At 74.1% G+C, this 20,019-nt stretch carries 20 protein-coding genes and 2 pseudogenes; 9 read left to right on the top strand and 13 right to left on the bottom strand.

The genetic code is table 11. The annotated features are described in order from the left end of the window. Nucleotides 1–28: 28 nt before the first annotated feature. Nucleotides 29–952: a deoxyribonuclease IV gene (locus tag ACN28A_RS03160; protein WP_421392114.1), complete on the bottom strand. Its 924-nt coding sequence runs from the start codon at nucleotides 950–952 to the stop codon at nucleotides 29–31. Further along, the gene (gene pknB, locus ACN28A_RS03155; protein ID WP_421392112.1) at nucleotides 933–2,930 is read right to left on the bottom strand and encodes a Stk1 family PASTA domain-containing Ser/Thr kinase; all 1,998 of its coding nucleotides are present in this window, start codon (nucleotides 2,928–2,930) and stop codon (nucleotides 933–935) included. The genes ACN28A_RS03160 and pknB overlap by 20 nt, the downstream gene beginning before the upstream one ends. Nucleotides 2,931–3,117: 187 nt before the next feature. Between pknB and ACN28A_RS03150 the strand changes: the two genes are divergently transcribed. Genes ACN28A_RS03150 through ACN28A_RS03140 form a run of 3 tightly spaced genes read left to right on the top strand, consistent with a single transcriptional unit; the run spans nucleotide 3,118 to nucleotide 4,321 of the window. Continuing rightward, nucleotides 3,118–3,483 (top strand): Rv2175c family DNA-binding protein, encoded by a 366-nt coding sequence (locus tag ACN28A_RS03150; protein ID WP_421392109.1) that lies wholly within the window; start codon nucleotides 3,118–3,120, stop codon nucleotides 3,481–3,483. Nucleotides 3,484–3,497: 14 nt separating this feature from the next. After that, nucleotides 3,498–3,866, top strand: coding sequence for a lycopene cyclase domain-containing protein (locus tag ACN28A_RS03145; RefSeq protein ID WP_421392107.1), 369 nt, complete (start codon nucleotides 3,498–3,500; stop codon nucleotides 3,864–3,866). Continuing rightward, on the top strand, nucleotides 3,863–4,321 hold the full coding sequence (locus tag ACN28A_RS03140; RefSeq protein ID WP_421392105.1) for a lycopene cyclase domain-containing protein: 459 nt from the start codon (nucleotides 3,863–3,865) through the stop codon (nucleotides 4,319–4,321). The genes ACN28A_RS03145 and ACN28A_RS03140 overlap by 4 nt, the downstream gene beginning before the upstream one ends. On the opposite strand, the gene mptB is transcribed toward ACN28A_RS03140, so the two are convergent. From mptB to ACN28A_RS03120, 4 genes are all read right to left on the bottom strand, one after another. Further along, nucleotides 4,270–6,096, bottom strand: coding sequence for a polyprenol phosphomannose-dependent alpha 1,6 mannosyltransferase MptB (mptB, locus tag ACN28A_RS03135; RefSeq protein ID WP_421392103.1), 1,827 nt, complete (start codon nucleotides 6,094–6,096; stop codon nucleotides 4,270–4,272). The genes ACN28A_RS03140 and mptB overlap by 52 nt on opposite strands. 69 nt (nucleotides 6,097–6,165) lie before the next feature. Then, entirely contained in the window at nucleotides 6,166–7,248 is a 1,083-nt protein-coding gene (locus ACN28A_RS03130; RefSeq protein ID WP_421392101.1) for a polyprenyl synthetase family protein, read from the bottom strand. A 199-nt stretch (nucleotides 7,249–7,447) separates the two neighbouring features. Then, nucleotides 7,448–8,902 (bottom strand): transcriptional regulator, encoded by a 1,455-nt coding sequence (locus ACN28A_RS03125; RefSeq protein WP_421392099.1) that lies wholly within the window; start codon nucleotides 8,900–8,902, stop codon nucleotides 7,448–7,450. Between the two features lie 157 nt (nucleotides 8,903–9,059). Then, entirely contained in the window at nucleotides 9,060–9,368 is a 309-nt protein-coding gene (locus ACN28A_RS03120) for a hypothetical protein (protein WP_421392096.1), read from the bottom strand. Nucleotides 9,369–9,435: 67 nt separating this feature from the next. On the opposite strand from ACN28A_RS03120, the gene ACN28A_RS03115 reads away from it, so the two are divergent. The 6 genes and pseudogenes from ACN28A_RS03115 (at nucleotide 9,436) to ACN28A_RS03090 (ending at nucleotide 14,164) form a co-directional block, all read left to right on the top strand. Next, nucleotides 9,436–9,630 carry a hypothetical protein gene (locus tag ACN28A_RS03115; protein ID WP_278066530.1) on the top strand — a complete coding sequence of 65 codons (195 nt, stop codon included), beginning with the start codon at nucleotides 9,436–9,438 and terminating at the stop codon, nucleotides 9,628–9,630. Between the two features lie 96 nt (nucleotides 9,631–9,726). Further along, on the top strand, nucleotides 9,727–10,248 hold the full coding sequence (locus ACN28A_RS03110) for a hypothetical protein (protein ID WP_421392093.1): 522 nt from the start codon (nucleotides 9,727–9,729) through the stop codon (nucleotides 10,246–10,248). A 228-nt stretch (nucleotides 10,249–10,476) separates the two neighbouring features. Continuing rightward, nucleotides 10,477–10,815, top strand: coding sequence for a hypothetical protein (locus tag ACN28A_RS03105; protein ID WP_421392091.1), 339 nt, complete (start codon nucleotides 10,477–10,479; stop codon nucleotides 10,813–10,815). Between the two features lie 82 nt (nucleotides 10,816–10,897). Beyond that, complete coding sequence (gene metF / locus ACN28A_RS03100) at nucleotides 10,898–11,815, top strand: methylenetetrahydrofolate reductase [NAD(P)H] (protein WP_421392089.1); 918 nt, start codon at nucleotides 10,898–10,900, stop codon at nucleotides 11,813–11,815. Between the two features lie 163 nt (nucleotides 11,816–11,978). Beyond that, a pseudogene (locus ACN28A_RS03095) lies at nucleotides 11,979–12,587 on the top strand (CDP-alcohol phosphatidyltransferase family protein); the annotation flags it as partial. A 497-nt stretch (nucleotides 12,588–13,084) separates the two neighbouring features. Then, nucleotides 13,085–14,164, top strand: a complete 1,080-nt coding sequence (locus tag ACN28A_RS03090; RefSeq protein WP_421392086.1) for a DUF418 domain-containing protein — start codon at nucleotides 13,085–13,087, stop codon at nucleotides 14,162–14,164. 82 nt (nucleotides 14,165–14,246) lie between these two features. Here ACN28A_RS03090 and ACN28A_RS03085 read toward each other — a convergent pair whose 3' ends face one another. From ACN28A_RS03085 to ACN28A_RS03055, 7 genes and pseudogenes are all read right to left on the bottom strand, one after another. Beyond that, a complete protein-coding gene (locus ACN28A_RS03085; RefSeq protein ID WP_421392084.1) occupies nucleotides 14,247–15,779 on the bottom strand; it encodes a phytoene desaturase family protein in 1,533 nt (510 codons plus the stop codon). A gap of 76 nt (nucleotides 15,780–15,855) precedes the next feature. Then, a complete protein-coding gene (locus ACN28A_RS03080) occupies nucleotides 15,856–16,992 on the bottom strand; it encodes a glycosyltransferase (RefSeq protein ID WP_421392082.1) in 1,137 nt (378 codons plus the stop codon). Continuing rightward, on the bottom strand, nucleotides 16,989–17,120 hold the full coding sequence (locus ACN28A_RS03075) for a hypothetical protein (RefSeq protein ID WP_421392081.1): 132 nt from the start codon (nucleotides 17,118–17,120) through the stop codon (nucleotides 16,989–16,991). The genes ACN28A_RS03080 and ACN28A_RS03075 overlap by 4 nt, the downstream gene beginning before the upstream one ends. Further along, entirely contained in the window at nucleotides 17,117–18,025 is a 909-nt protein-coding gene (locus tag ACN28A_RS03070) for a carotenoid biosynthesis protein (protein WP_421392078.1), read from the bottom strand. The genes ACN28A_RS03075 and ACN28A_RS03070 overlap by 4 nt, the downstream gene beginning before the upstream one ends. Beyond that, complete coding sequence (locus ACN28A_RS03065) at nucleotides 18,022–18,573, bottom strand: GNAT family N-acetyltransferase (RefSeq protein WP_421392075.1); 552 nt, start codon at nucleotides 18,571–18,573, stop codon at nucleotides 18,022–18,024. The genes ACN28A_RS03070 and ACN28A_RS03065 overlap by 4 nt, the downstream gene beginning before the upstream one ends. An 83-nt stretch (nucleotides 18,574–18,656) precedes the next feature. After that, nucleotides 18,657–19,493: pseudogene (locus tag ACN28A_RS03060) on the bottom strand (hypothetical protein); the annotation flags it as partial. Further along, on the bottom strand, nucleotides 19,490–19,978 hold the full coding sequence (locus ACN28A_RS03055) for a YbaK/EbsC family protein (protein WP_421392073.1): 489 nt from the start codon (nucleotides 19,976–19,978) through the stop codon (nucleotides 19,490–19,492). The gene ACN28A_RS03055 and the pseudogene ACN28A_RS03060, both read right to left, overlap by 4 nt. Nucleotides 19,979–20,019 lie beyond the last annotated feature (41 nt).

Here is a 20,019-nt window from a genome sequence, read left to right as displayed (position 1 = left end):
CGGGTCGGCAGCCCAATGTTCCGGCTGGTCAGCCGCCGAGGCGTCGGAGGGTGGCGAGGTCGTCGGCGTGTCCGTGGTTCTCGCTCGGCGTCTCGACCACCACCGGGATGCCGGCGGTCGCCGGGTGGGTCATCAGCTCGGCGAAGGCCGGCTCCCCGATGCAGCCCTTACCGATCGTCTCGTGCCGGTCGCGGGTCGAGCCGCACAGGTCCCGCGAGTCGTTGGCGTGCACCAGCCAGAGCCGGTCCGGCCCGATCGCGGCGACCAGCGCGTCGAGCGTGTCGCGCATCCCGCCCTCCCGGGCCAGGTCGTGCCCGGCCGCCCAGGCGTGGCAGGTGTCGAAGCAGGCGCCGAGCCACGGGTGCCGGTCGACGGCGGCGAGGTACGGCTCCAGGTGCTCCACCCGGGAGGCCAGCGAACGGCCGCCACCGGCGCTCGGTTCCACCAGCAGCTTCGGCCCGCCCCGGGCGGCGGCTGAGTCGAGCAGCGGGAGCAGCGCCTCACGTACCTGCCGCATCGCCGCCTCGGCGTGCCCGGCGTCGACCGCGCTGCCGGCGTGGAAGACCACCCCGGCGGCACCGATCGCGGCACCCCTGTCCAGGGCGTGCGCCAGGGTCGCCACCGACTTCTGCACGGTCGCCGGGGTGGGCGAGCCGAGGTTCGTCAGCAGCGACGCGTGGATGTACACCAGCAGCCCGCGTTCGGCACAGCCGGCCCGGAACGCCTCGTCCTGCCCGGGATCGCCCGGCGGCAGCGCCCAGCCCCGCGAGTTGCCGACGTAGACCTGCACCACCTCCGAGCCGATCGCGTCGGCGTACGCCAGGGCTGCCTTGGCGAGGCCACCCGAGGTGGGCGTGTGCGACCCGACCGGCCGATGCTGCCCGGCAGCGCCGGCCGGCGCGGTGCCGGGGCGGCCGGCGCCGGGGGCGGGGTCAGAGGCAGGTGATGACAACCTGGGTCCCTGGCGGTACCGGAGTGTTCTCGTTCGGGTTCTGGAATCTGACGGTCCCGTTCGGGTTGAACTGCACCCCGACGGCCAGGCCCCGGCTTTCCAGGAGCTGTTTCGCCTGCTGGCAGGGAAGGTCGATCACCCGGGGCACGACCACGGCCGGCGGGCCGTTGCTGACCTCGACCTTGACCTGCGCGCCCTTCTCCACCCCGGCGCCGTCCTGCGGGCTCTGCGCGATCACCTGGTCCTTGGGCTTGTCGGAGTCCTTGTACTCCTCGCTGAGCTTCAGGCCGAGGTCCCGGATGATGTTCCGGGCCTCGTTGATGTTCTTGCCGACAAGCACCGGGACGCTGATCGGCGCCTTGCCCTTGCTGACGATGACCGTGATCTTGTCGCCGGGTTTGACCTCGGCGCCTACCTTCGGGCTGGTCGCGATCACCACGCCCTCGGGCAGGTTGTCGTCGTACCGGTCGGTGCCGCGTACCAGCACCAGGCTCGCGTTCTCCAGGTCGAGCTGGGCCAGGTCGAGCGTCTTGCCGACCACGTCCGGCACCGGGAAGCGCTCCGGACCGAGCGAGAGGGTGAGGGTGATCGTGCCGCCCCGGCGGATCCGGCTGGTCGACTCGGGCTCCTGGGCGAGCACGCTGTCCTTGGCGACGTCCTCGCTGTAGCGGGGTTCCGCGTACTCGACCACGAAACCCGACTGCTCGGCCTCGGTCTGTGCCTGCGCCCGGGTCAGCCCGGCCAGGCTCGGCGCCTCGGTGTACCTGCCGAACGCGAACCACCAGCCGGTCATCCCGAGCACCAGGGCGAGCGCGACCACGGTGACCACGATCGAGGCCCGGCCGGCGAAGAGCTGCCCGCCGATCTCGCGGACCCGGTCGAGGAAGTCGGACGCGGGACTGGCCGCCGCGCGGCGGCGGTGCGGGGTGCCGCGTTCCCGAGGCTGGTCGGGCAGGCGGGCCCAGGTCGGTCGGTCGGTCGGGCGTACCGAGGAGACCACCATGGTGGGCTGCTGCACCGCCATGGTCGGCTGGTCGACGGCGGGGATCTGCCGGAGTACCGCCGTGTTGGCGTTGGCGACGGTGCCGAGGTCGTCCCGGACCACCTGGACCTCGGCCTGGAACGCGCCCGCGTCGGTCGGCCGGGCGCCGGGGTCGCGCCGGGTCGCCCGGCGGACCAGCTCGTCCAGGATCGGTGGCAGGCCGGGGACCAGCCCGGACGGTGCCGGTACGTCCCGGTCCACGTGCTGCCAGGCGACGTCCACGGCCCGGTCACCGTCGTACGGGACGCGGCCGGTGAGCATCTCGAAGAGCACGATCCCGGCGGCGTAGACGTCGGTGCGCGGGTCGGCCCGGCCCTCGGTGACCAGTTCGGGTGCCACGTAGGCGACGGTCGCCATCAGCTGGTTGGCGCCGTCGGTCTCGGAACTCGCCTCGACCGCCCGGGCCAGCCCGAAGTCGGCGACCTTCACGACGCTGTCGACGAGGTTGCCCGCGCCCCCGCTCGGCGCCTCGGCCACCAGCACGTTCTCGGGTTTCACGTCCCGGTGCACCAGGCCGGCCCGGTGCGCGGCGCCGATCGCGGCGAGCATCTGCTCCAGGATCGCCAGCGCCTCGCTCGGGTTGAGCCGTTTGCGCTCGGCCAGGATCTCGCGCAGCGTGCGGCCCCGGACGTACTCCATGACCAGGTACGGCAGGCCGCCGTGGGTGCCCTGGTCGTAGACGGCCACCACGTTCGGGTGGGTCAGCCGGGCGATGGTCTTGGCCTCGTCGGTGAACCGCTCGAGGAAGTCGGCGAGCCGCACCTGGGCGTCCATCGCCTGGTTCGGATGAATGATCTTGATCGCGACCGTACGGTCGAGCCGCTCGTCGATGGCGGTGTAGACGGTCGCCATCCCACCACGGGCCACGCGACCGCGGATGCGGTAGCGCCCGTCGATCAGCGAGTTCAGCAGCGTGTCGGCGACCTGTATGTCCATCGGCAGGCAGTCTATGTCTCCAGGGGGCGGCGGCAGAACAGGATGCCACAGCCGACGCCGAAGCGAAAAGTTCGTGTCGCGCCGCCCGCGCTCAGCGGAGATCGCTTCGGCCGGCGAACGGCGGTGTGGCGTGGGCTCGGCGGGGAGCCGTTCGTGCGCTCCGGTGGCGGCGTGGCAAGGTGGGCGGGTGACCGAATCCCCACCTGCCGACCCGCAGCCGCTCGAACCGTCCGGGTGGCTGAACCTGCCGGAGGTCGCCGAGCGCCTCGAGGTGTCGATCAGCAAGGTCCACCAGATGATCCGGGACCGGGAGCTGCTGGCGGTCCGCCGGGACGGCACCCGGATGGTCCCGGCCGAGCTGGTGGCGAACCGGACCGTACGCAAGCACCTGCCGGGCATCCTCACCCTGCTGCACGACGCCGGGTACGACGACGAGGCGACTCTGCGCTGGCTCTACCTGCCCGACGACACCCTGCCCGGCACCCCGGCGGCGGCCCTCGGCGGTGACCGGGCCCGCGAGGTCAAGCGCCGGGCGCAGGCCACCGGCTTCTGAGCGGATCTCGCGGAATGGAGCGGTTCGCCTACCTGGCGGTGCTCGCCGGATGCCTCGGGGCCGCGCTGTGGCTGGAGCCGGTGCTGCGGGTGAACGTGCTGCGGCGGTGGCGTCGGCTGCTGCTCACCCTGCTGCCGGTGGTGCTGGTCTTCGCGCTCTGGGACCTGGCCGCGATCGCCGCCGGACACTGGACCTTCGACCCGGAGCAGACCACCGGGGTACTGGTGCCCGGCGGCCTGCCCCTGGACGAGCTGCTCTTCTTCGTCGTCGTACCCTGCTGCGCCATCCTCGGCTTCGAGGCGGTACGCGCGGTGCGGCGCTGGCCGGCCGGCGACGAGGCACCGCCTCGCCGGGGGCTGCCGGGCCAGGAGCGGTCACCGTGACCTATACGGCGGCAGCTCTGCTCGGCGTACTCGGCGCCGGGCTGGTCGACCTCTTCGTGCTGCGTACCCGGCTGCTGCTCCGGCCGGTCTTCTGGGCCACGTACCCGATCATCGTGTTCTTCCAGCTGATCTCCAATGGCATCCTGACCGGCCGGGACATCGTCCGGTACGCCCCGGACGCGATCATCGGCTGGCGGCTGGCGTACGCGCCGGTGGAGGACCTGCTCTTCGGCTTCGCCCTGGTGCTGCTGACCCTCTCCGTCTGGGTCCGGCTGGGTCGGGCCGGCGTGCAGCGGACCCCGGCCGCCGGAGAGGGATCCCGGCTGCTCCGGCTGCTCGACCGGCGACGGTCCGGCATCGCTCGACAACCGTCCGGCACCGACCGGGAGGGGTCCGGCGGGCGTCAGCGTCCGGACCTGGACCGGGATCGGGACCGGGACCGCCACCTCCGGTAGGCCACGGCGCCGAGCACCGCCACCAGGGCGACGTCGAGGAGTGCACCGGGCAGCTTGCTGAGCACGGCCAGCCCGAGCCCGCCGGGCAGCACCAGGAAGCCGAGCACGACCACCGCGACGGCGACCCGGTGCACCCGGTGCCGGTCGACCAGACCCGCCGCGAGCACGGTGACCGCGACCAGCCCGTACCAGGGGTAGAAGATCGGCGAGAGCAGGGCGAGAGCGGTGAAGGCCAGCCCGGTGATGGCGACCAGTCGACGACGGGCCCGGCGCCGGCCGGTCGTCGGTAGATCGGGCGATGCGTCGATGGTGACGTGCCGCGTGGCGCGGAACAGCAACAGCGTGAGCGTGCCGGCCAGTGCGACGAGGCCGAGGAGCCGGGCCGCCGTCACCGCGCCGGGTACCGCCTCCGGGTGCCCGGCGAGCCGCAGCAGGTAGCCGGCCGCCATGCCCAGCCCGGTGGGTATCGAGGTCCACTGCACCAGCCGGCCGGTGCCGGAGAGGGCGGCGATCCAGCCGAGGTCGAGGCCGGTGGCCAGGGACAGCCCGGCGAAGGCCAGGACCGCCCCGGCCAGCACCGTGGCGGCCGTCGCGACCAGCCGGCGATCGAGGAGTACCGCGAGCGCGGGCCAGACGGCGCGGGCCTGGCCCGTTCGTTCGGGGCGCTCTCCGAGGGCGGTCCGGAGTCGGTGCATTCCCGGCTCCGGTGCGGCTGCCCGTCCGGTGGTTACCCGTCTCGAACGCCCCGGGGCGTGGCCGGGGTGGACGGTGCACAGCAGGACGGCGAACGGCAGCGCGACGATCGCGGTGACCTTGATCGCGACCGCCAGCCCCAGCAGCGCCCCGACCCCGACCCCGCGCCCGACCCCGATCCCGCGCCCGACCCCGACCCCGCGCCCGGTCCCGCCCCTGCCCCCGACCTCGGCATCGACCTCGGCATCGACCTCGGCATCGACCTCGACCTCGGCATCGGCATCGGCATCGGACCGAGGGTGGAAGGCGGCCAGCGCCAGCGCGGCCAGCACCAGCCCCAGCACCAGGGCGTCGTTGTGTGCGCCGCCGAGCGCGTGCACCCCGACGAGCGGGGAGACCAGTCCGAGCCAGGCGGCCCGGACCGGGTCGACGCCGCCCGCCCGGGCCAGCCGGGGCAGGCAGCCGGCGACGAGTACCACCCCGGCCAGCGCCTCGGCCCGGAGCAGCGCGACCGCGACCAGCAGTTGCCCGCCGACGGAGATGTCGACCAGCCGGGCCAGCGCGACCGCCCCGCCGGCCAGCGCCACCGCCAGCGGACCGTACGGCGTCTCGGTGTCCCGCCACAGTGCGGGTACGGCGTCCGCCCAGACACAGCCGCCCGGCTGCACGCCGACGGCGTACGGGTCGACGCCGTCCAGCCAGAGTGCGCCCTGGCAGGCGTAGGCGTACACGTCCCGGCTGCCGACCGGGGGTGCGAGCAGCAGCGGCGCGGCCCAGAGCAGTCCGGTACGCAGCAGCCAGCCCAGCGGTACGCTCGCCGGCCGCCGCCGCAGCCGTACGCCGAGCCGCCACCAGACGGCCGACAGCGCGGCCAGCCCGAGGAACCAGCCGGCCAGGCCCAGCCAGTAACCCCAGCCGCCCGCGACCGAGCCCGAGGCGGGGTCGGCGGTGCCCGCCGGCAGTGCTCCGGCGCCGTAGGCGCTGGCCGCGAGCGTGGCGCTGGCGGCCAGCCCGGCCATCCGCAGTCGGGTGGGCGGGCCGGGACCGCGCGCCGGGGAGGGCGGCTCTCCGACGGGTCGCACCAGACCAGCATCCCCAGCCGCCGCTTCCTCCGGTGGGCGTTCCGTTCGGCAGGACGGGGCGAGCCGCGTTCAATCCTTGCGGCGGGTGGCCACGATGGCGAGGTCGGCGAGCACCTCGCGGGCCTCGGGTTCCAGGTCGGCGCCGACCAGGGCGGCCAGGGCGCTGTCGGTGAGGGTGGCTATCCGCCGCTCGGTGCGGTCCAGCGCCCCGCTGCTGGTGATGATCTCGCGCAGCACCTCGATCCCGGCCTGGTCGAGCCCGGGGTCGCCAAGCCGGGTGTCCAGCAGTTCCCGTCCGGCCGGGCTGGTCGCCTCCAGGGCCGCCGCCACCAGGAAGGTACGTTTGCCCTCCCGCAGGTCGTCCCCGGCCGGTTTACCGGTCTGGCCGGGATCACCGAAGACACCGAGTACGTCGTCCCGGAGTTGGAACGCCTCGCCCAGCGGCAGCCCGTACGCCGAGTACACCGCCCGCAGCGCGGCGGGGGCGTCGGCGAGCGCGGCGCCGAACAGCAGCGGCCGCTCGACCGTGTACTTCGCGGACTTGTACCTGGCGATCTTGCTCGCCCGGTCGACCGAGGTGTCCCGGGTCGCCTGGGTGAGCACGTCCAGGTACTGCCCGATGGTGACCTCGGAGCGCATCTCGTCGAAGACCGGCCGGGCCCGGCCGACGACGGTCGGGTCGATTCCGCTGTCGTGCAGCAGTTCGTCGGACCAGACCAGGCACAGGTCGCCGAGGAGGATGGCGCTGGACTCGCCGAACCCGTCCGGTTCACCGGACCAGTTGGCGGCCCGGTGCTGGGCGGCGAACCGGCGGTGCACGGACGGCTCGCCCCGCCGGGTGTCGGACCGGTCCATCAGGTCGTCGTGGATCAGTGCACTGGCCTGCACGAACTCCAGTGCGGCCAGGCCGCTGACGATCTCCTCCGAGTCGGCTCCGCCCGCTCCCCGGTAGCCCCAGTAGCCGAACGCCGGCCGCAGCCGCTTGCCGCCGCCGAGCACGAACGCCTCCAGTGCGTCGGCGACCGTGCCGAGTTCGGGGTCGACGCTCGTCATCCAGGCGCGCTGTCTGGCGAGGAAGCGGGCCAGCGAGCTGTCGACCCGCTGGCGCAGGCCAGCGCGGTCGACCGGCGGTACCGGGGCGGATGCGGTCACGCCATGACGCTAGTAGATCGTCCATCCGGCCGCGCGGCGCGGCCACGCCACCACCTTCCGGCGGTACCACAGCCAGCCCGCCTATCCGGCCGTATCACCTGCTTAAAGGCTTGAGGGCAGCGTTAGTCCGGGCGCCCGACCGAGATCCGGAGAAGCGATGCGAATCGATGGATTGGACGACGGTGGACGCTACTCACGGTTATCCGGCCAGAGCCATCGGTGAGGCCGTCGGCAGGTAGCGACGGGCGGCCGTCACCAGCGCGGCGTGCCGCCGGCCGGCCGGCTCCGTCCGGTACGCCGTGAGCCGTCGACCGACGCCGGCCAGTTCCGCCGCCGCCCGCGCCGACCCGGACCGTACGGTGTCCAACAGCGCCGCGTCCGCCACCTGCACGGCCTGTTCCACCTCGCCCAGGTCGAGGAGGGTGTGGGCCAGCCAGGCGCCGTAGACCGCTGTCGTCCTCGGCTGCCCGTCCCGGGCCGACGCGGCCCGGAGCAGCGGTTCGGCGCGCAGCGGCCGGCGCAGTGCGGCCAGGCAGCGGCCGGTCATCGCGGCCAGCTCGGTCTCGTCCAGCCAGTAGAGCCAGCCCGGTTCCCGAGCCGGCTCGCGTCGCCCGGCGGCCCGTTCGGCGGCGGCCAACGCGGCGTACGCCGTCCGGCGCCGCCCGCAGCGCGCCGCCGCGAAGGCGATCCGGTGCAGCAGCAGCGCCCGCAGCCCGGCCGGGGCGGTCCGCCGGACGCCGAGATATCCGGTACGGGCGAGCAGCAGCCCGCCCCGGGCGTCGCCGAAGGCGCTGAGCAGGTGACTCGCCGAGCCGAGTACGTGCCCGCCGAGGCTGCGGTCACCGGCCCCGGCGGCAGCGGTCAGGGCCAACCGGTACGCCCGAAGTGCCGCGCCGACCTCGCCCGCGTCGGCGTGCAGCCAGCCGGCGAGCTGTGCCGCCTCGGCGACAAGTGGAAGCGCCCGCCGTCCGGGGCGGCCGGTCGCGGACCCTGCCGTGGCCAGGGCGAGCCGGCCGGCCGGGGCCGACAGCAGGTCCCGCCCGCCGACCAGGTCGTCGAGCCGGCGCAACCGGGCGACTCCGGCGTCGTCGAGCGGCTCCGGCGGTACGCCGCCGCCGGCCGTCTCCGGTCGATCCGTTGGCGTCCACGCCAACCCGCCCGGATCGGTGAGCCAGACGTGCGCCGAGGTCGACAGCTCCTGCCGGGCCCGTGCCGACGTCGACAACTCCCGGTCGGTCCGTGCCGACGTCGACAACCCCTGGCTGGCCCGTGCCGGACCGGGATCTCCGCAGGTCGTCCGGTGCGCGCCTCCGGACGCACCGGGACGGCTCGCGGCGGCGGCGAGCGCCAACTCCTCGACCGGCACCTCGAAGACGGCCGCCAGCCAGCCGAGCCAGAACTCGCCGGGTACCCGCTGCTGGCGCTCCCACCGGGAGACCTCGTGCCGGCTGACCGTCGGCACCCCGGAGGCGGCGCAGAGTTGCTCGGCCACCCGGAGCTGGCTCCAGCCCCGGGTCAGGCGCAGCTCGGCCAGCAGCGCGCCGAGGGAACCCGGCGTGCCGGCCGGATGGGGCGTGGCGGCCGAACCAGGTGTCGGGTCGTGCGGGTCCTGCGGGTGGTGTGGGTCCTGCGGGTGGTGCTCGGCTGGGGGCATGACGGTCCTTCGGGGCGTGACGATCTGACGTACCTGCTGCTGACCCCCGCGCACGACCCCGGAGGCCGACGAGTCACCCTCCCTGCGCGGCCCAATTCCTACCGCCCGGGTACGACGTTCTCGGGGTGCGCCTCCGGAACGGTCACGCGGTGGTCCGTCACCGTGACGAGGAGAGTGGTCCTCGGCTGGTCCAGCCGACAAACCTTCCGAACAGCTCGGCGAGATCCGGCTCGGCACCCGGGTTCAGTGCGTGCAGATCGGTCATCGCCTCGTGAAGTACGGCCACCATCAGGATCGACAGGGCGGCCGGCGCGGACGCGAACTCGCTCTGGAGGAGCAGGCGTGCCGTCGGGCAGGGCCACGGTGCGGCGCAGGCGCGGCAGAGCCAGAGCGGCCGGATCGGCGGATGCGGATGGGTTCGCGGCGGCAGGCGGTCGAAGACGGCTGAGTGGTTGGGCGGAGTCATACCTCTAACGGTGCCTCTGCTGTTGACCTTAGTCAAGGCATAGAGGCAACGATCTAGCGTCCGTGACGTGGAGCCTGAGCTTGTCGGAGCGCATGAGATCCGGGTGATGCTCGGCGGCATAAGCAAGCAACGGGTCCACGTGATTACCAGCCATCGCAACTTCCCGGAGCCGTACCAGGAGTTGGTGATGGGGAAGGTCTGGCGCAAGTCGGATGTCGAGGCGTGGATCCGGCAGCACCGTCCGGACCTGACCACGAAGTGAGGGCCGCCCTGGGCTCGCCCGGGTGTGCGGATTCAGGGACGGGATGGGGATCATCCCGGATCACGTCGACGTGACTCCGGCCTAGCGTCGGAGGACATGTCCGCTCCCTTACGGCAGATCGACGACCATCGGGACAATCGCCTACCGACCCGGTGGACCCGGCCGGTGCAGAACCTGGTGCTCGGCTGCTCGATTCTCTTCGTCGTCGGCACGGCGCTCCAGAACTTCGTGATCATCGACCTCCGCGCGATGGTGGAGATGATGCGGCTCGCCGGCGCGACCGAGGCGCAGGCCCTGGCCGACGCGCCCGGCTTCCTGACCGGGTTCCGGATCGTCGGCTGCGTCTACCTGGTCGGCAACGCGGTCGGCCTGCTCGCCCGGACCGGGCGGAGCTGGGTCTTCTGGACGGTGCTCGTGGTGAACGCGACCCAGGCGGCCGGGCTGGTGATGATCCCGCCGGAGGTCTTCGAGGCGACCCGGGACCGGTTCGGCATACCGGGACTGCTGCCGTCGTACCTCACGGACGGCGGGGCGGCGCTGCTCACCGTCGTACTGCTGGCGGTCCTGCTGCGCTACCGCCGGCCGTGGGCGTACGCGCGGATCTCGACGACGACGTGACCGGCGACGGGCCCCGGGGCCAGGTAGCAAGCTGGCCCCGGGGCCAGCTTGCTGGCCCCTCCTCGCTGGCTCCTCCCGACCGGCCCGATCGGCGGTTCGATCGACGCCGACGGCCACCACCGACCGGTACGCCTCCCGAACCGCCCCGAACGGGAGCACCGGTCGGCACCGGTGACCGTCGACCACCGTCCGTCGACCACCGTCCGAGGAGCCGAGGAGTGCCGCGACGTGTCCAGCGAGTTGCCGTTCGACCCGGAGAACCCGCCCGACGAGCCGCCGCCGCAGGTGGTGCACCCGATTGCCTGGCGGCTCGCCGTACGCCTGCACCGGGAGCACAGCCCGCTGCCCGCCGAGCCGCCGATCGAGGTCGCCGGGCCGGCCGGGGCCTCCGGGCCGACCGGGGCCGCCGGTCCGGCCCAGACCTTCGGTCCGGCCGGGCCGAACGTCTGCGCCGCCTGTGCCGACCCCTGGCCGTGCCACGGCCGGCAGATCGCGGTACGCGGGTTGATCGCCGCCTGCCGACCCCGGAACCCGGGTGGCGAGCGGCAGAGCCGGGATGACCGATAGATGGGACGCGGAAGCGGACTCCCCACCCCTAAGGGGGCGCAATCGCGCGGGACCGGGCCGCTTCGCCCGGTAGAGTCGCGACGTGGCGCTCGGTCTTCCCTCCGTTCTCCCCGACTCGCAACCGTCGATCGGGGACCTGGTCCGTGGTCCCGCAGCGACCTTCTCCTTCGAGTTCTTCCCCCCGAAGACGGAGAAGGGCGAGCGACTGCTCTGGCAGGCGATCCGCGAGCTGGAGTCGTTACGCCCCTCGTTCGTCTCCGTGACCTACGGTGCGGGCGGGACGAGTCGGGACACCACCGTCGCGGTGACCGAACGGGTCGCCACCGAGACGACGCTGCTGCCGATGGCGCACCTGACCGCGGTCAACCACTCCATCGCCGAGCTGCGCAACGTGATCGGCCGGCTGGCCGGCGCCGGGGTGCGCAACGTGCTCGCGGTACGCGGCGACCCGCCGGGCAACCCGATGGGCGAGTGGGTGCGGCACCCGGCCGGGGTGCTCTACGCCGAGGATCTGGTCCGGCTGGTCCGCGAGGCGGGGGACTTCAGCGTCGGGGTGGCCGCCTTCCCCTACAAGCATCCCCGGTCGCCCGACATCGCCACCGACACGCGGTACTTCATCCAGAAGTGCCGGGCCGGGGCCGACTTCGCGATCACCCAGATGTTCTTCGACGCCGACGACTACCTCCGGCTGCGCGACCGGGTGGCGGCGGCCGGCTGCGACACACCGATCCTGCCCGGGGTCATGCCGGTCACCCAGTTCAGCACGATCGAGCGTTCCCAGCAGCTCTCCGGGGCGCCGTTCCCGCCCGCGCTGGCCGCACAGTTCGAGCGGGTCGCCGACGACCCGGAGGCGGTCCGCCGGCTCGGCGTCCAGCAGGCCAGCGAGATGTGCCGCCGGCTGCTCGACGAGGGCGTGCCGGGAATCCACTTCATCACCCTCAACCGGTCCACCGCGACCCGCGAGGTCTGGCAGAGCCTCCAGGCCGGTGTCGGAGTCTGAGCCGATGCGGCCGGAGCCGGCCCGGCGGCCGTACGGCGACCTTCGACGCCCCGCTCGCACGCGACCTGGGCCGCCGTCCGGCGGTTGAGCCAGCGTGGGCAACCTGACCTGGGACGAGTACGCCAACAAGTGGGCGCGGCTGCACGGCGGCTTCGACCCCCGGATGGCCACCACCTCGGTGCGCCGCTGGCTGCGGATGTCGTACGTCCTGGGCTGCTTCCTCGCCCGGTTGCACGTCTCGCCGACCGCGGTGACGGTGTTCGGGGCACTGCTCTGCCTCGCCGTACCGGTCGCGGTCGCCCAGTCCCGGCCGGGGCCGCTCGGTCCGCTGCTGGCGGCCGGGCTCGTGCTGCTGGCCGCCGTGGCGGACAGCATCGACGGTGCGGTCGCCGTGGTCACGGGCCGGACGACCCGACTCGGGTACGTCTACGACTCGCTGGCCGACCGGATCGGCGAGGTCGGCTGGCTTGTCGCCTTCTGGCTGGTCGGCGCCCCCGGCGTACTTGTGGTGACGGCCGGGGCGCTCTCCTGGCTGCACGAGTACGTCCGGGCCCGTTCGGTCTCGGCCGGGATGAAGGAGATCGGCACCGTCACCGTGGGGGAGCGGCCGAGCCGGGTCAGCATCACAGTGGTGGGACTGGTGGTCGCCGGGTTGGCACACCTGGTCATGCCGGAGCTGGCGGCCGGCACGATCACCGTGGCCGCCGCGATCTGGGTGCTGCTCGGCTTCTTCGGTCTGGTCCAGTTGATCTCCGCGGTGCGCCGCTCGCTGGACACCGGGACGGAGTCGACCGACCGGGCGGCGGGCGCCGGCACCCCTGCGGGGCGGCCGGCGACGGCGGTCGGCCCGGAGTCCTCCGGTCGGCAGCCGCTCGGACGGGGATCGATCGGGGATGATCCGACCGGCAGCGAGCTGCCCGGCAGGGAGCTGGCCCGCCGCGAGCCGACCGGAGTGGAGTTGAGCCGCCGCGAGCCGCCGGAGTGACGGCGAGGGAGAGCGGCGAGGGAGAGCACGGTTTGGCCGGGCGTCGATGCCGGCGACCGACTTTGGTCGATCCGGTACCGACCGAAGCACGATGAGATCCGGTACCCGGGCTTGGTTGGCTGTGGAACATGACAGCACCGCGCCACCCGGACCTGACGGATGAGCCATCGCCCACCGGTCCGACGGCGGCGAGTCCGCCTCTACCCGGTCCGGCCACGGCGAGTTTGGCCCGACCCACACCGGTGTCGAGTCGGGCGCTCGGACCGGATCTGGCGCGCGGCTTCATGCTGCTGTTCATCGCCCTGGCCAACTCGCACTACTTCCTGCGCGGTCCGTCCGTGCTTGGCGGTTATCCGCAGGACGGCTCGGCCGTGGACCAGGCCGTCACCTGGTTGATCGCGAGTTTCGTCGACGGGCGGGCCCACCCGATGTTCGCGTTCCTCTTCGGGTACGGCGTCGCCCAGATCGCGCGCCGGCAGCAGGCCCTCGGGCCGAAGGCGGTCCGTCGGCTGCTCTGGCGACGCAGCCTGGTACTGGTGGTGGTGGGCTTCCTGCACGCGGTACTGCTCTACGTCGGCGACATCCTGGCCGCGTACGGCGTGCTGCTGCTCGCCTGTGCCTGGCTGGTACATCGCAGGGACCGTTGGCTGCTGCTGACCGCGCTGTTCTTCTTCGTGCTCGGGGCACTGCCGGGTGGCGGCTCGTTGACGATCAGCACCGATCCGCCGCACGTCTCGATGCTCCCGCCGGACCTGCTCAGCATGGTGGTGCAGCGTCCACCCGTCTCGCTCTACATCGCGCTGCTCGGCCCGCCGGGCTTCGTCTGCCCGTTCGTACTCGGGCTCTGGGCCGGCCGTCGACGCGTCCTGGAGCAGCCGCAGCGGCACCGGACGCTGCTGCGTGCCACGGCGGTGCTCGGGATCGGTGCGGCGGCACTCGGCGCCCAGCCGATCTCGCTGGTCCTGGCCGGTGTGCTGTCGCGACCCGACCGGGCGACGCTCGAACTGTTCGGCCCGCTGCACGACACGACTGGACTGCTCGGCGGTCTCGGGTACGCCGCGCTGCTGTCGCTGATCGCCCTCCGGCTCCAGGCCGGGCGGCACCGGCCGGTGGTCGACGCGATCGCCGCCGTCGGGCAGCGGTCGATGACCTGCTATCTGGCCCAGTCGCTGGTCTGGGCCGCCGTGTTCACCCCGTTCCTGCTCGACCTCTCCGGCATGCTCACCGTCGCCACCACCGCGCTGCTGGCCGTCACGACCTGGCTGGGCACCGTGCTGCTCGCCGACCGGATGCGCCGGACCGGACGTCGCGGACCGTTCGAGGTGCTCATCCGGCGGTTCACCTACCGACAGCGACCGCACTAGGCACTGCCGGGCCGGGTCGGGCACGGCTGGCCGGGTCGGGCACGGCTGGTCGGGTCGGTCAGGCCGGGCCGGCACGGTCGGGTCAGGCCGGGCCGATCTCGCCCGCGACGATCTGTGCGGAGAGGGCCACCATCGGCAGGCCGCCGCCCGGATGGGTGGAGCCGCCGACCAGGAACAGGCCCCGGGCCGGACCCCGGTTGGCCGGCCGCAGCAGCCCGCCGACACTGCCGTGGATCGCCCCACCCGGTGCGCCGGCCGAGCCGGCAAGGTCGGCCGGAGTACGCAGCTCGCGGAAGAGCAAGCGGTCCCGTACGTCCACGCCGCGCTCGGCGAGCACGTCGAGGACCCGGTCGGCGTAGGCGTCCGCCAGGCCCGGCCGGCGCCAGTCGACCCCGCCCAGCGTCCGGCCCTGCCGTGCCGCGTTGACCAGCACGAACCACGCCTCGTGCCCGGCCGGCCGGACCAGTGGATCGTCGGGCACGCTGACGAAGACCGTCGGGTCGGCCACCGGACGGGCCGGCACACCTCGGCCCGGGTCGCCGAAGACCGCGTCGAACTCGGCGTCGTAGTCGGCCGGGAAGAAGACGTTGTGATGCGCCAGCCCGGTCCCGCCGCGCACCCCGAGCAGCAGCACGAACCCGGCCAGGCTGCGGTCGGCCAGCCCGGTCAGCCGGTCCGGGGTGGGCAGCAGGTCCCGGTAGAGGGTCAGCGCGTCGGTGTTCGCCACCACGATGTCGGCGGGTACCGGCTCGACGGCACCGGCCAGCCGTACCCCGTGCACCCGGCCGCCGGCCGCGTCGATGCCGGTGACCGTGCTGCCGGTCGCCACCACCACCCCCAGGTCGAGGCAGCGGGAGAGCAGCGCGTCGGCGAGGGTGCCGAGGCCGCCGCGCGGATACCAGGCGCCGAAGGCCAGTTCGGCGTACGGGATGGCGGCGAGCGCGGCAGGTGCCCGGCGCGGGTCGGCGCCGGTGTAGGTGGCATACCGGTCCAGCAGCATCCGGAGCCGGGGCTCGCGCAGGTAGTGCCGGCCCAGGTCGCGCAGGGTCCGGCCGGGGGCGATCGCGGCCAGGTCGCCGAGCCGCCAGGCCAGCCTCGCCAGGTCCCGGGGCGAGCCGACCGGCCGGCGCAGCACGTCCCGCCAGGAGGCCGTCCAGATCCGTTCGGCGCGGCGCCACAGCCGTCGCCAGTCGTCGGCGGCCGGCGCACCGAACCGCTCGCCGATCCGGGCCGCGAAGGCGTCGGGATCGGCACACGAGTCGAGCACCACCCCCGGGTCCGTCAACTCGTCGGAAGGCGACTCGTCAGAAGATGGCTGGTCGGCGGGCGGGAAGACGTGCCGGACGATCGGGTCCAGCGGGGCCAGGTCGAGGTACTCGTCCAGTTTGGCGCCGGTCGCCTCGAACAGGTCGGCGAAGACCTGCGGCAGGGTGAACAGGCTGGGACCGGTGTCGAACCGGAACGTCCCGGCCGGCGTCTCCCGGACGTACCGGCCGAGTTTGCCGCCGACCACGTCGGACCGCTCGTAGACGGCGACCTCGTGGCCGAGCGCCGCCAATCGGGCCGCGGCGGCCAGACCGCCCACGCCCGCGCCGATGACGACCACCCGACTCACGCACGCCCCCTCGTCACGGTCAACCGCCGTCGCCGTACCCGTCAGATCCGGTGCCGCCGACCGCCCTCCCCACGGGTCAGCGCACCGGTCGGCCCCGCCAGGTGAGCCGTCCCCGCCTCCGCAGATGGTACGACCGGAAAGTGAGCCAACCGAGGATTGCGACCGACAACGGATGGGTCAGCGCGTCCGGCCAGCCCCGGCCGCCGGTCGCCCTGGCGCTGACCAGGCGTCCGAGCACCCCGAGCAGATAGCCGAGCGACCCGGCCAGGGCGACCGTCGGCGCGCCGGCCAGCGCGGCGCCGACGGCGAGCAGCGGCGGCACGGCGTACAGCAGGAGCAGCAGGCCGACGACGGCGGTGGCCCCGGCCGGCGGGCCGAACGCCGCCCAGAGCGACTTGCCGTAGCCGTCGCGCAGTTCGGACCAGGAGCCGTACATGCGGCATTCGGCCAGCCCGGAGCCGTCGGCCAGCGCGATCCGCCCGCCGGACCGCTTCACCGCCCGGGCCAGCTCGACGTCCTCCAGGATCCGGTCCCGGACCGCCGCGTGCCCGCCGGCCCGCCGGTAGCCGGCCCGGTCCACCACCAGGAACTGCCCGCCGGCCGCGGCCAGGCTGGGCCGGGGCGAGCGCTCCATCGCGGCCAGCGGCAGGAAGGTCAGCCACAGCCACTGCAACAGCGGCTGCACCAGCCGCTCCCCGGCAGAGCCGGCGACGATCCGGGGGTACGGGGAGAGCAGCACCGCCCCCGCCGACCGGAGCGTGTGCACGGCGGCGGCGACGGCGTACCGGCCGAGCCGCACGTCGGCGTCGACGAAGACGAGTACCCGGGCCCGCGCCCCGGCCCGGTCGGCGAGCTGCTGGCAGGCGTACGGCTTGCCGAGCCAGCCGGGTGGCAGCGGCGCCCCGCCGAGCAGGCGTACCCGCCGGTCTCCGGCCGCGACCGCCCGGACCACCTCGGCGGTGTCGTCGGTCGAGCCGTCGTCAAGCACCACGATCTCCAGCTCGGGTACGCCCCGCTGGCCGAGCAGCGCCCGCAGGCACGGGCCGACCCGGGTCGCCTCGTCGCGTACCGGCAGCAGCACCGCGACCGGCTCGTCGACGTCGACCGGGCCGGCCGGCGGGCGGCGCAGCCGGCGGGCGGCGTTGTGCCAGGCGTGCCCGGTCAGCAGCCCGACGACGCCGGTCAGCGCCCAGGCGAGCAGCGTGCCGGTCATCCGGACCGCCCGGTGTCGACTGGCGGCGGGGTGGTCATCGGGAAGGTCCAGCGTCGGCCGATCGGCGGGGCGATCATCGGGAAGGTCCAGCGTCGGCCGATCGGCGGGGTGGGCAGCGTGCCGGTCATGCGGGTGCGGTCGGCCGGGTGTGCTCGGCGGGTGCGGGGTCGTCGGAACCGGAGCGTCGCCGCTGCCGGACCAGGCTCACCGCGAGCGGCCCCGCGACGACAAGCATGGCCAGCCCGCCCCAGCCGGCCGACGCGGGCAGGCCGAGGAAGACCGCGTGCGCGAGCAGGCTACCGGCGTACGTCCAGAGGTAGAGCAGGTACATCGGGGCATCCGGATCGGTGCGCAGCCCGGCCTCCCGGTCGGCGGCGAGTCCGGACGCCCGGCCGGCGGCGAGTCCGGACGCCCGGCCGGCGACCGGGCCGAGCAGCGCCATCAGGAGTACGGCGAAGACCAGCCAGCCGAGGTAGTTGCTGACCGGCACGTCCGGCACCCCCGGCAGGGCCGGATCCGGGTCCCGCCAGCTCCAGTAGCCCTCCGCGACCATCTGCGGATCGAGGAACAGGTCCCAGCCGGCCAGCCCGACCGCGGCCAGGACCACCCGACCCGGACCCGGCCGGGCGGTTTGCCGGTCCCGATCGTGCCCAGGCGTCAGCCGGACGGCGGCGAGCCAGGCGGGCCAGGCCATCCAGGTCCAGGCCAGCGGGATCACCAGCGGCACCCCGAGCAGCTTCGGACCCAGCTCGCCGGAGTAGGCGTATCCGCCGAACGGTACGCCGGTGGCGACGCCGAGCGCCTCGACCGCCAGCCCGCCACCGGTGGTCACCAGCAGCAGTCCGGCGGCCACCCGGGAGCCCCGGGTGAGCAGTGCGTGGCTCACCGACAGCAGGAAGCCGAGGCAGACGGTGGCGACGGTCAGCCGGGCCCGGTCGGTGCCCCCGGTCAGCGGATAGCCGATCTGCGCCAGCACCAGTACGCCGAGCAGCAGCCAGCTCAGCCCTCCGGAACGCCGTACCGCGCCGGTCATCGGTCCGGCGGGGCCAGCGGCAGGTTCCGGCCGAGCACCGCGAAGGCGCGCTCGTCGCCGGGGAAGCGGAAGTCCCGGAGTACGTCGACGAAGCCGAACCGCCGGTAGAGCCGCCAGGCCCGGGAGGTCCGCTCGTCCGCCTCCGGGGTGGAGAGCAGCGTCGTGCTGCCCTCGGCCATCCCGAGCAGGGCTCGCAGTTGCCGGGCGCCGAGCCGGTGCCCCTGGGCGGCCGGCCGGACGTGCAGCTCGACCACCTCGAAGCAGTCTTCGAACCAGGTCTTGCGGGCGTCCCCGGAGAGCGCGTTGTAGACCTGGTCGTGCCACCACTGACCGGGCGCGGAGAGGTAGCCGTAGCCGAAGCCGACCAGGTGGCCGTTGGTGCTGAGGGTGGCTACCGCGCGGAACCCGCGGCGTCGTACGTGGGTGGCGATGTAGCCGCGCCGCGCCTCCAGCAGTTCGGCCCGGTAGCCCATCGCCTCGCCGTAGACCGACACCACGTCGTCGAGACGCCGGGCGAGATCGTCCGGTTTCCACGGCACCAGCCTCATGGTCGTGCGCTCCTCACTGAACCTTCTTCGACCTCTGGCGGGCGAAGGAGGTTGCCTTCCTGGCCGGCGTCGGGTTCCGGGTCGCCACCGGGCCCGGCCCAGCCGAGCACCGCCGGGTCACCGGCGAGACCGCGTACCTCGAACCGCGCGAACAGCTCCTCGGCGTACCAGCGTTGCCGGGGCGTACGGGTGACGACCGCGCGGTGCTCCGGGGAACGGTACGCGAACCGGCGCAGGTCCGTCGCGTTCCGCCAGACGCTCACCGTGCCCTGCCAGCCGATCGGCGCCTCGCCGACACCGAACCGGGCCAGCAGGCCGGGAGCCTCCCGCAGTGCGGCGGCGACCGGCGGGACGGCCCGCCAGAAGGTCGCGGCGCGCGACGGCCGCAGCCGGGCCCTGGTGAGCGCCAGCACCGGACCGCCGGGGTCCGCGCCTGCCGGGGGCGTGTCCTCTGGTGTCGCACCTGCCGGGGACGCGCCTGTCGGGGGAGAGCCGTGCCGCCCCGGGCGGGGGACGCCGAACGGCTCGACTCCGGACCACCGGCCCCGGCTGGACAGGGGCCGCAGGTCGAGCCGGGCACCGGCCAGGGCGAGGCGTCGCCACGCCCGCCCCACCGGGGACTCGTCGAAGGCGGCGGCCCGGTCCGGGTCGGCCCAGACGACAAGCGCGGCCCAGCGGGTCGGGTCGGCGTCGGTGGGCCCGAAGCCGGTACCCGTGCCGGTGCCGAGCAGCTTGCCGAACCGTACGCCGGGCACGGCCCGCAGCCGGCGCCGGTCGACTGCCATCCGGGTGAGTACCCGGGGCAGGGCGTGCGGCGCCACCCGCCAGACGTGCAGGGTGACCAGCCGTACCGGGGTCGGGTCGCCGGGCGACGACCCGGGCGTGTCGTGCCCGGCCGCGTCGCGGTCGGGCCGGCTCACGCCACCTCGGCAGGACTGCCGGCGGTGATCCGCAGCAGTTCGGCGGAGGTGGTCGGGAAGACGGCCCGGGGCACCCCGCCGGCCGCCCAGATCTCCGGATAACCGCCGAGCGCGGTGTCGACCAGGGTACGGATCGGCTTCGGGTGCCCGAGCGGGGCGACCCCGCCGATCGGCTGACCGGTGTGCTCACGGACGAACTCCGGGGTGGCCCGGCGCAGCGTGGGCAGCCCGAGGTCGGCGGCGACCCGGCCGGTGTCCACCCGGTGCGCCCCCGAGGTGAGCACCAGCAGCGGCTCGCCGCCCGCGTCGAAGATCAACGAGTTGGCGATCTGGCCCACCTCGACGCCGAGGGCGGCCGCCGCTGCCGCCGCGGTGTGCACCGCCTCGGGCAGGACGCGTACCCGGCTCGGTGTGCCGGAGCCGTCGAGGGCCCCCGCGTTGTCCAGCGCGTCCTGCACCGCCTGCACGTTCGGATGTGGCTGCATGGGCTCTATCTTGCCTCCCAGGCCGACTGTCCGACTTCCGT

Source organism: Plantactinospora sp. WMMB782, assembly GCF_049179135.1.
GTDB lineage: Bacteria > Actinomycetota > Actinomycetes > Mycobacteriales > Micromonosporaceae > Plantactinospora.
The sequence above is the reverse complement of the archived record's forward strand: the minus strand, read 5'-3'. Positions and strand labels throughout refer to the sequence as shown.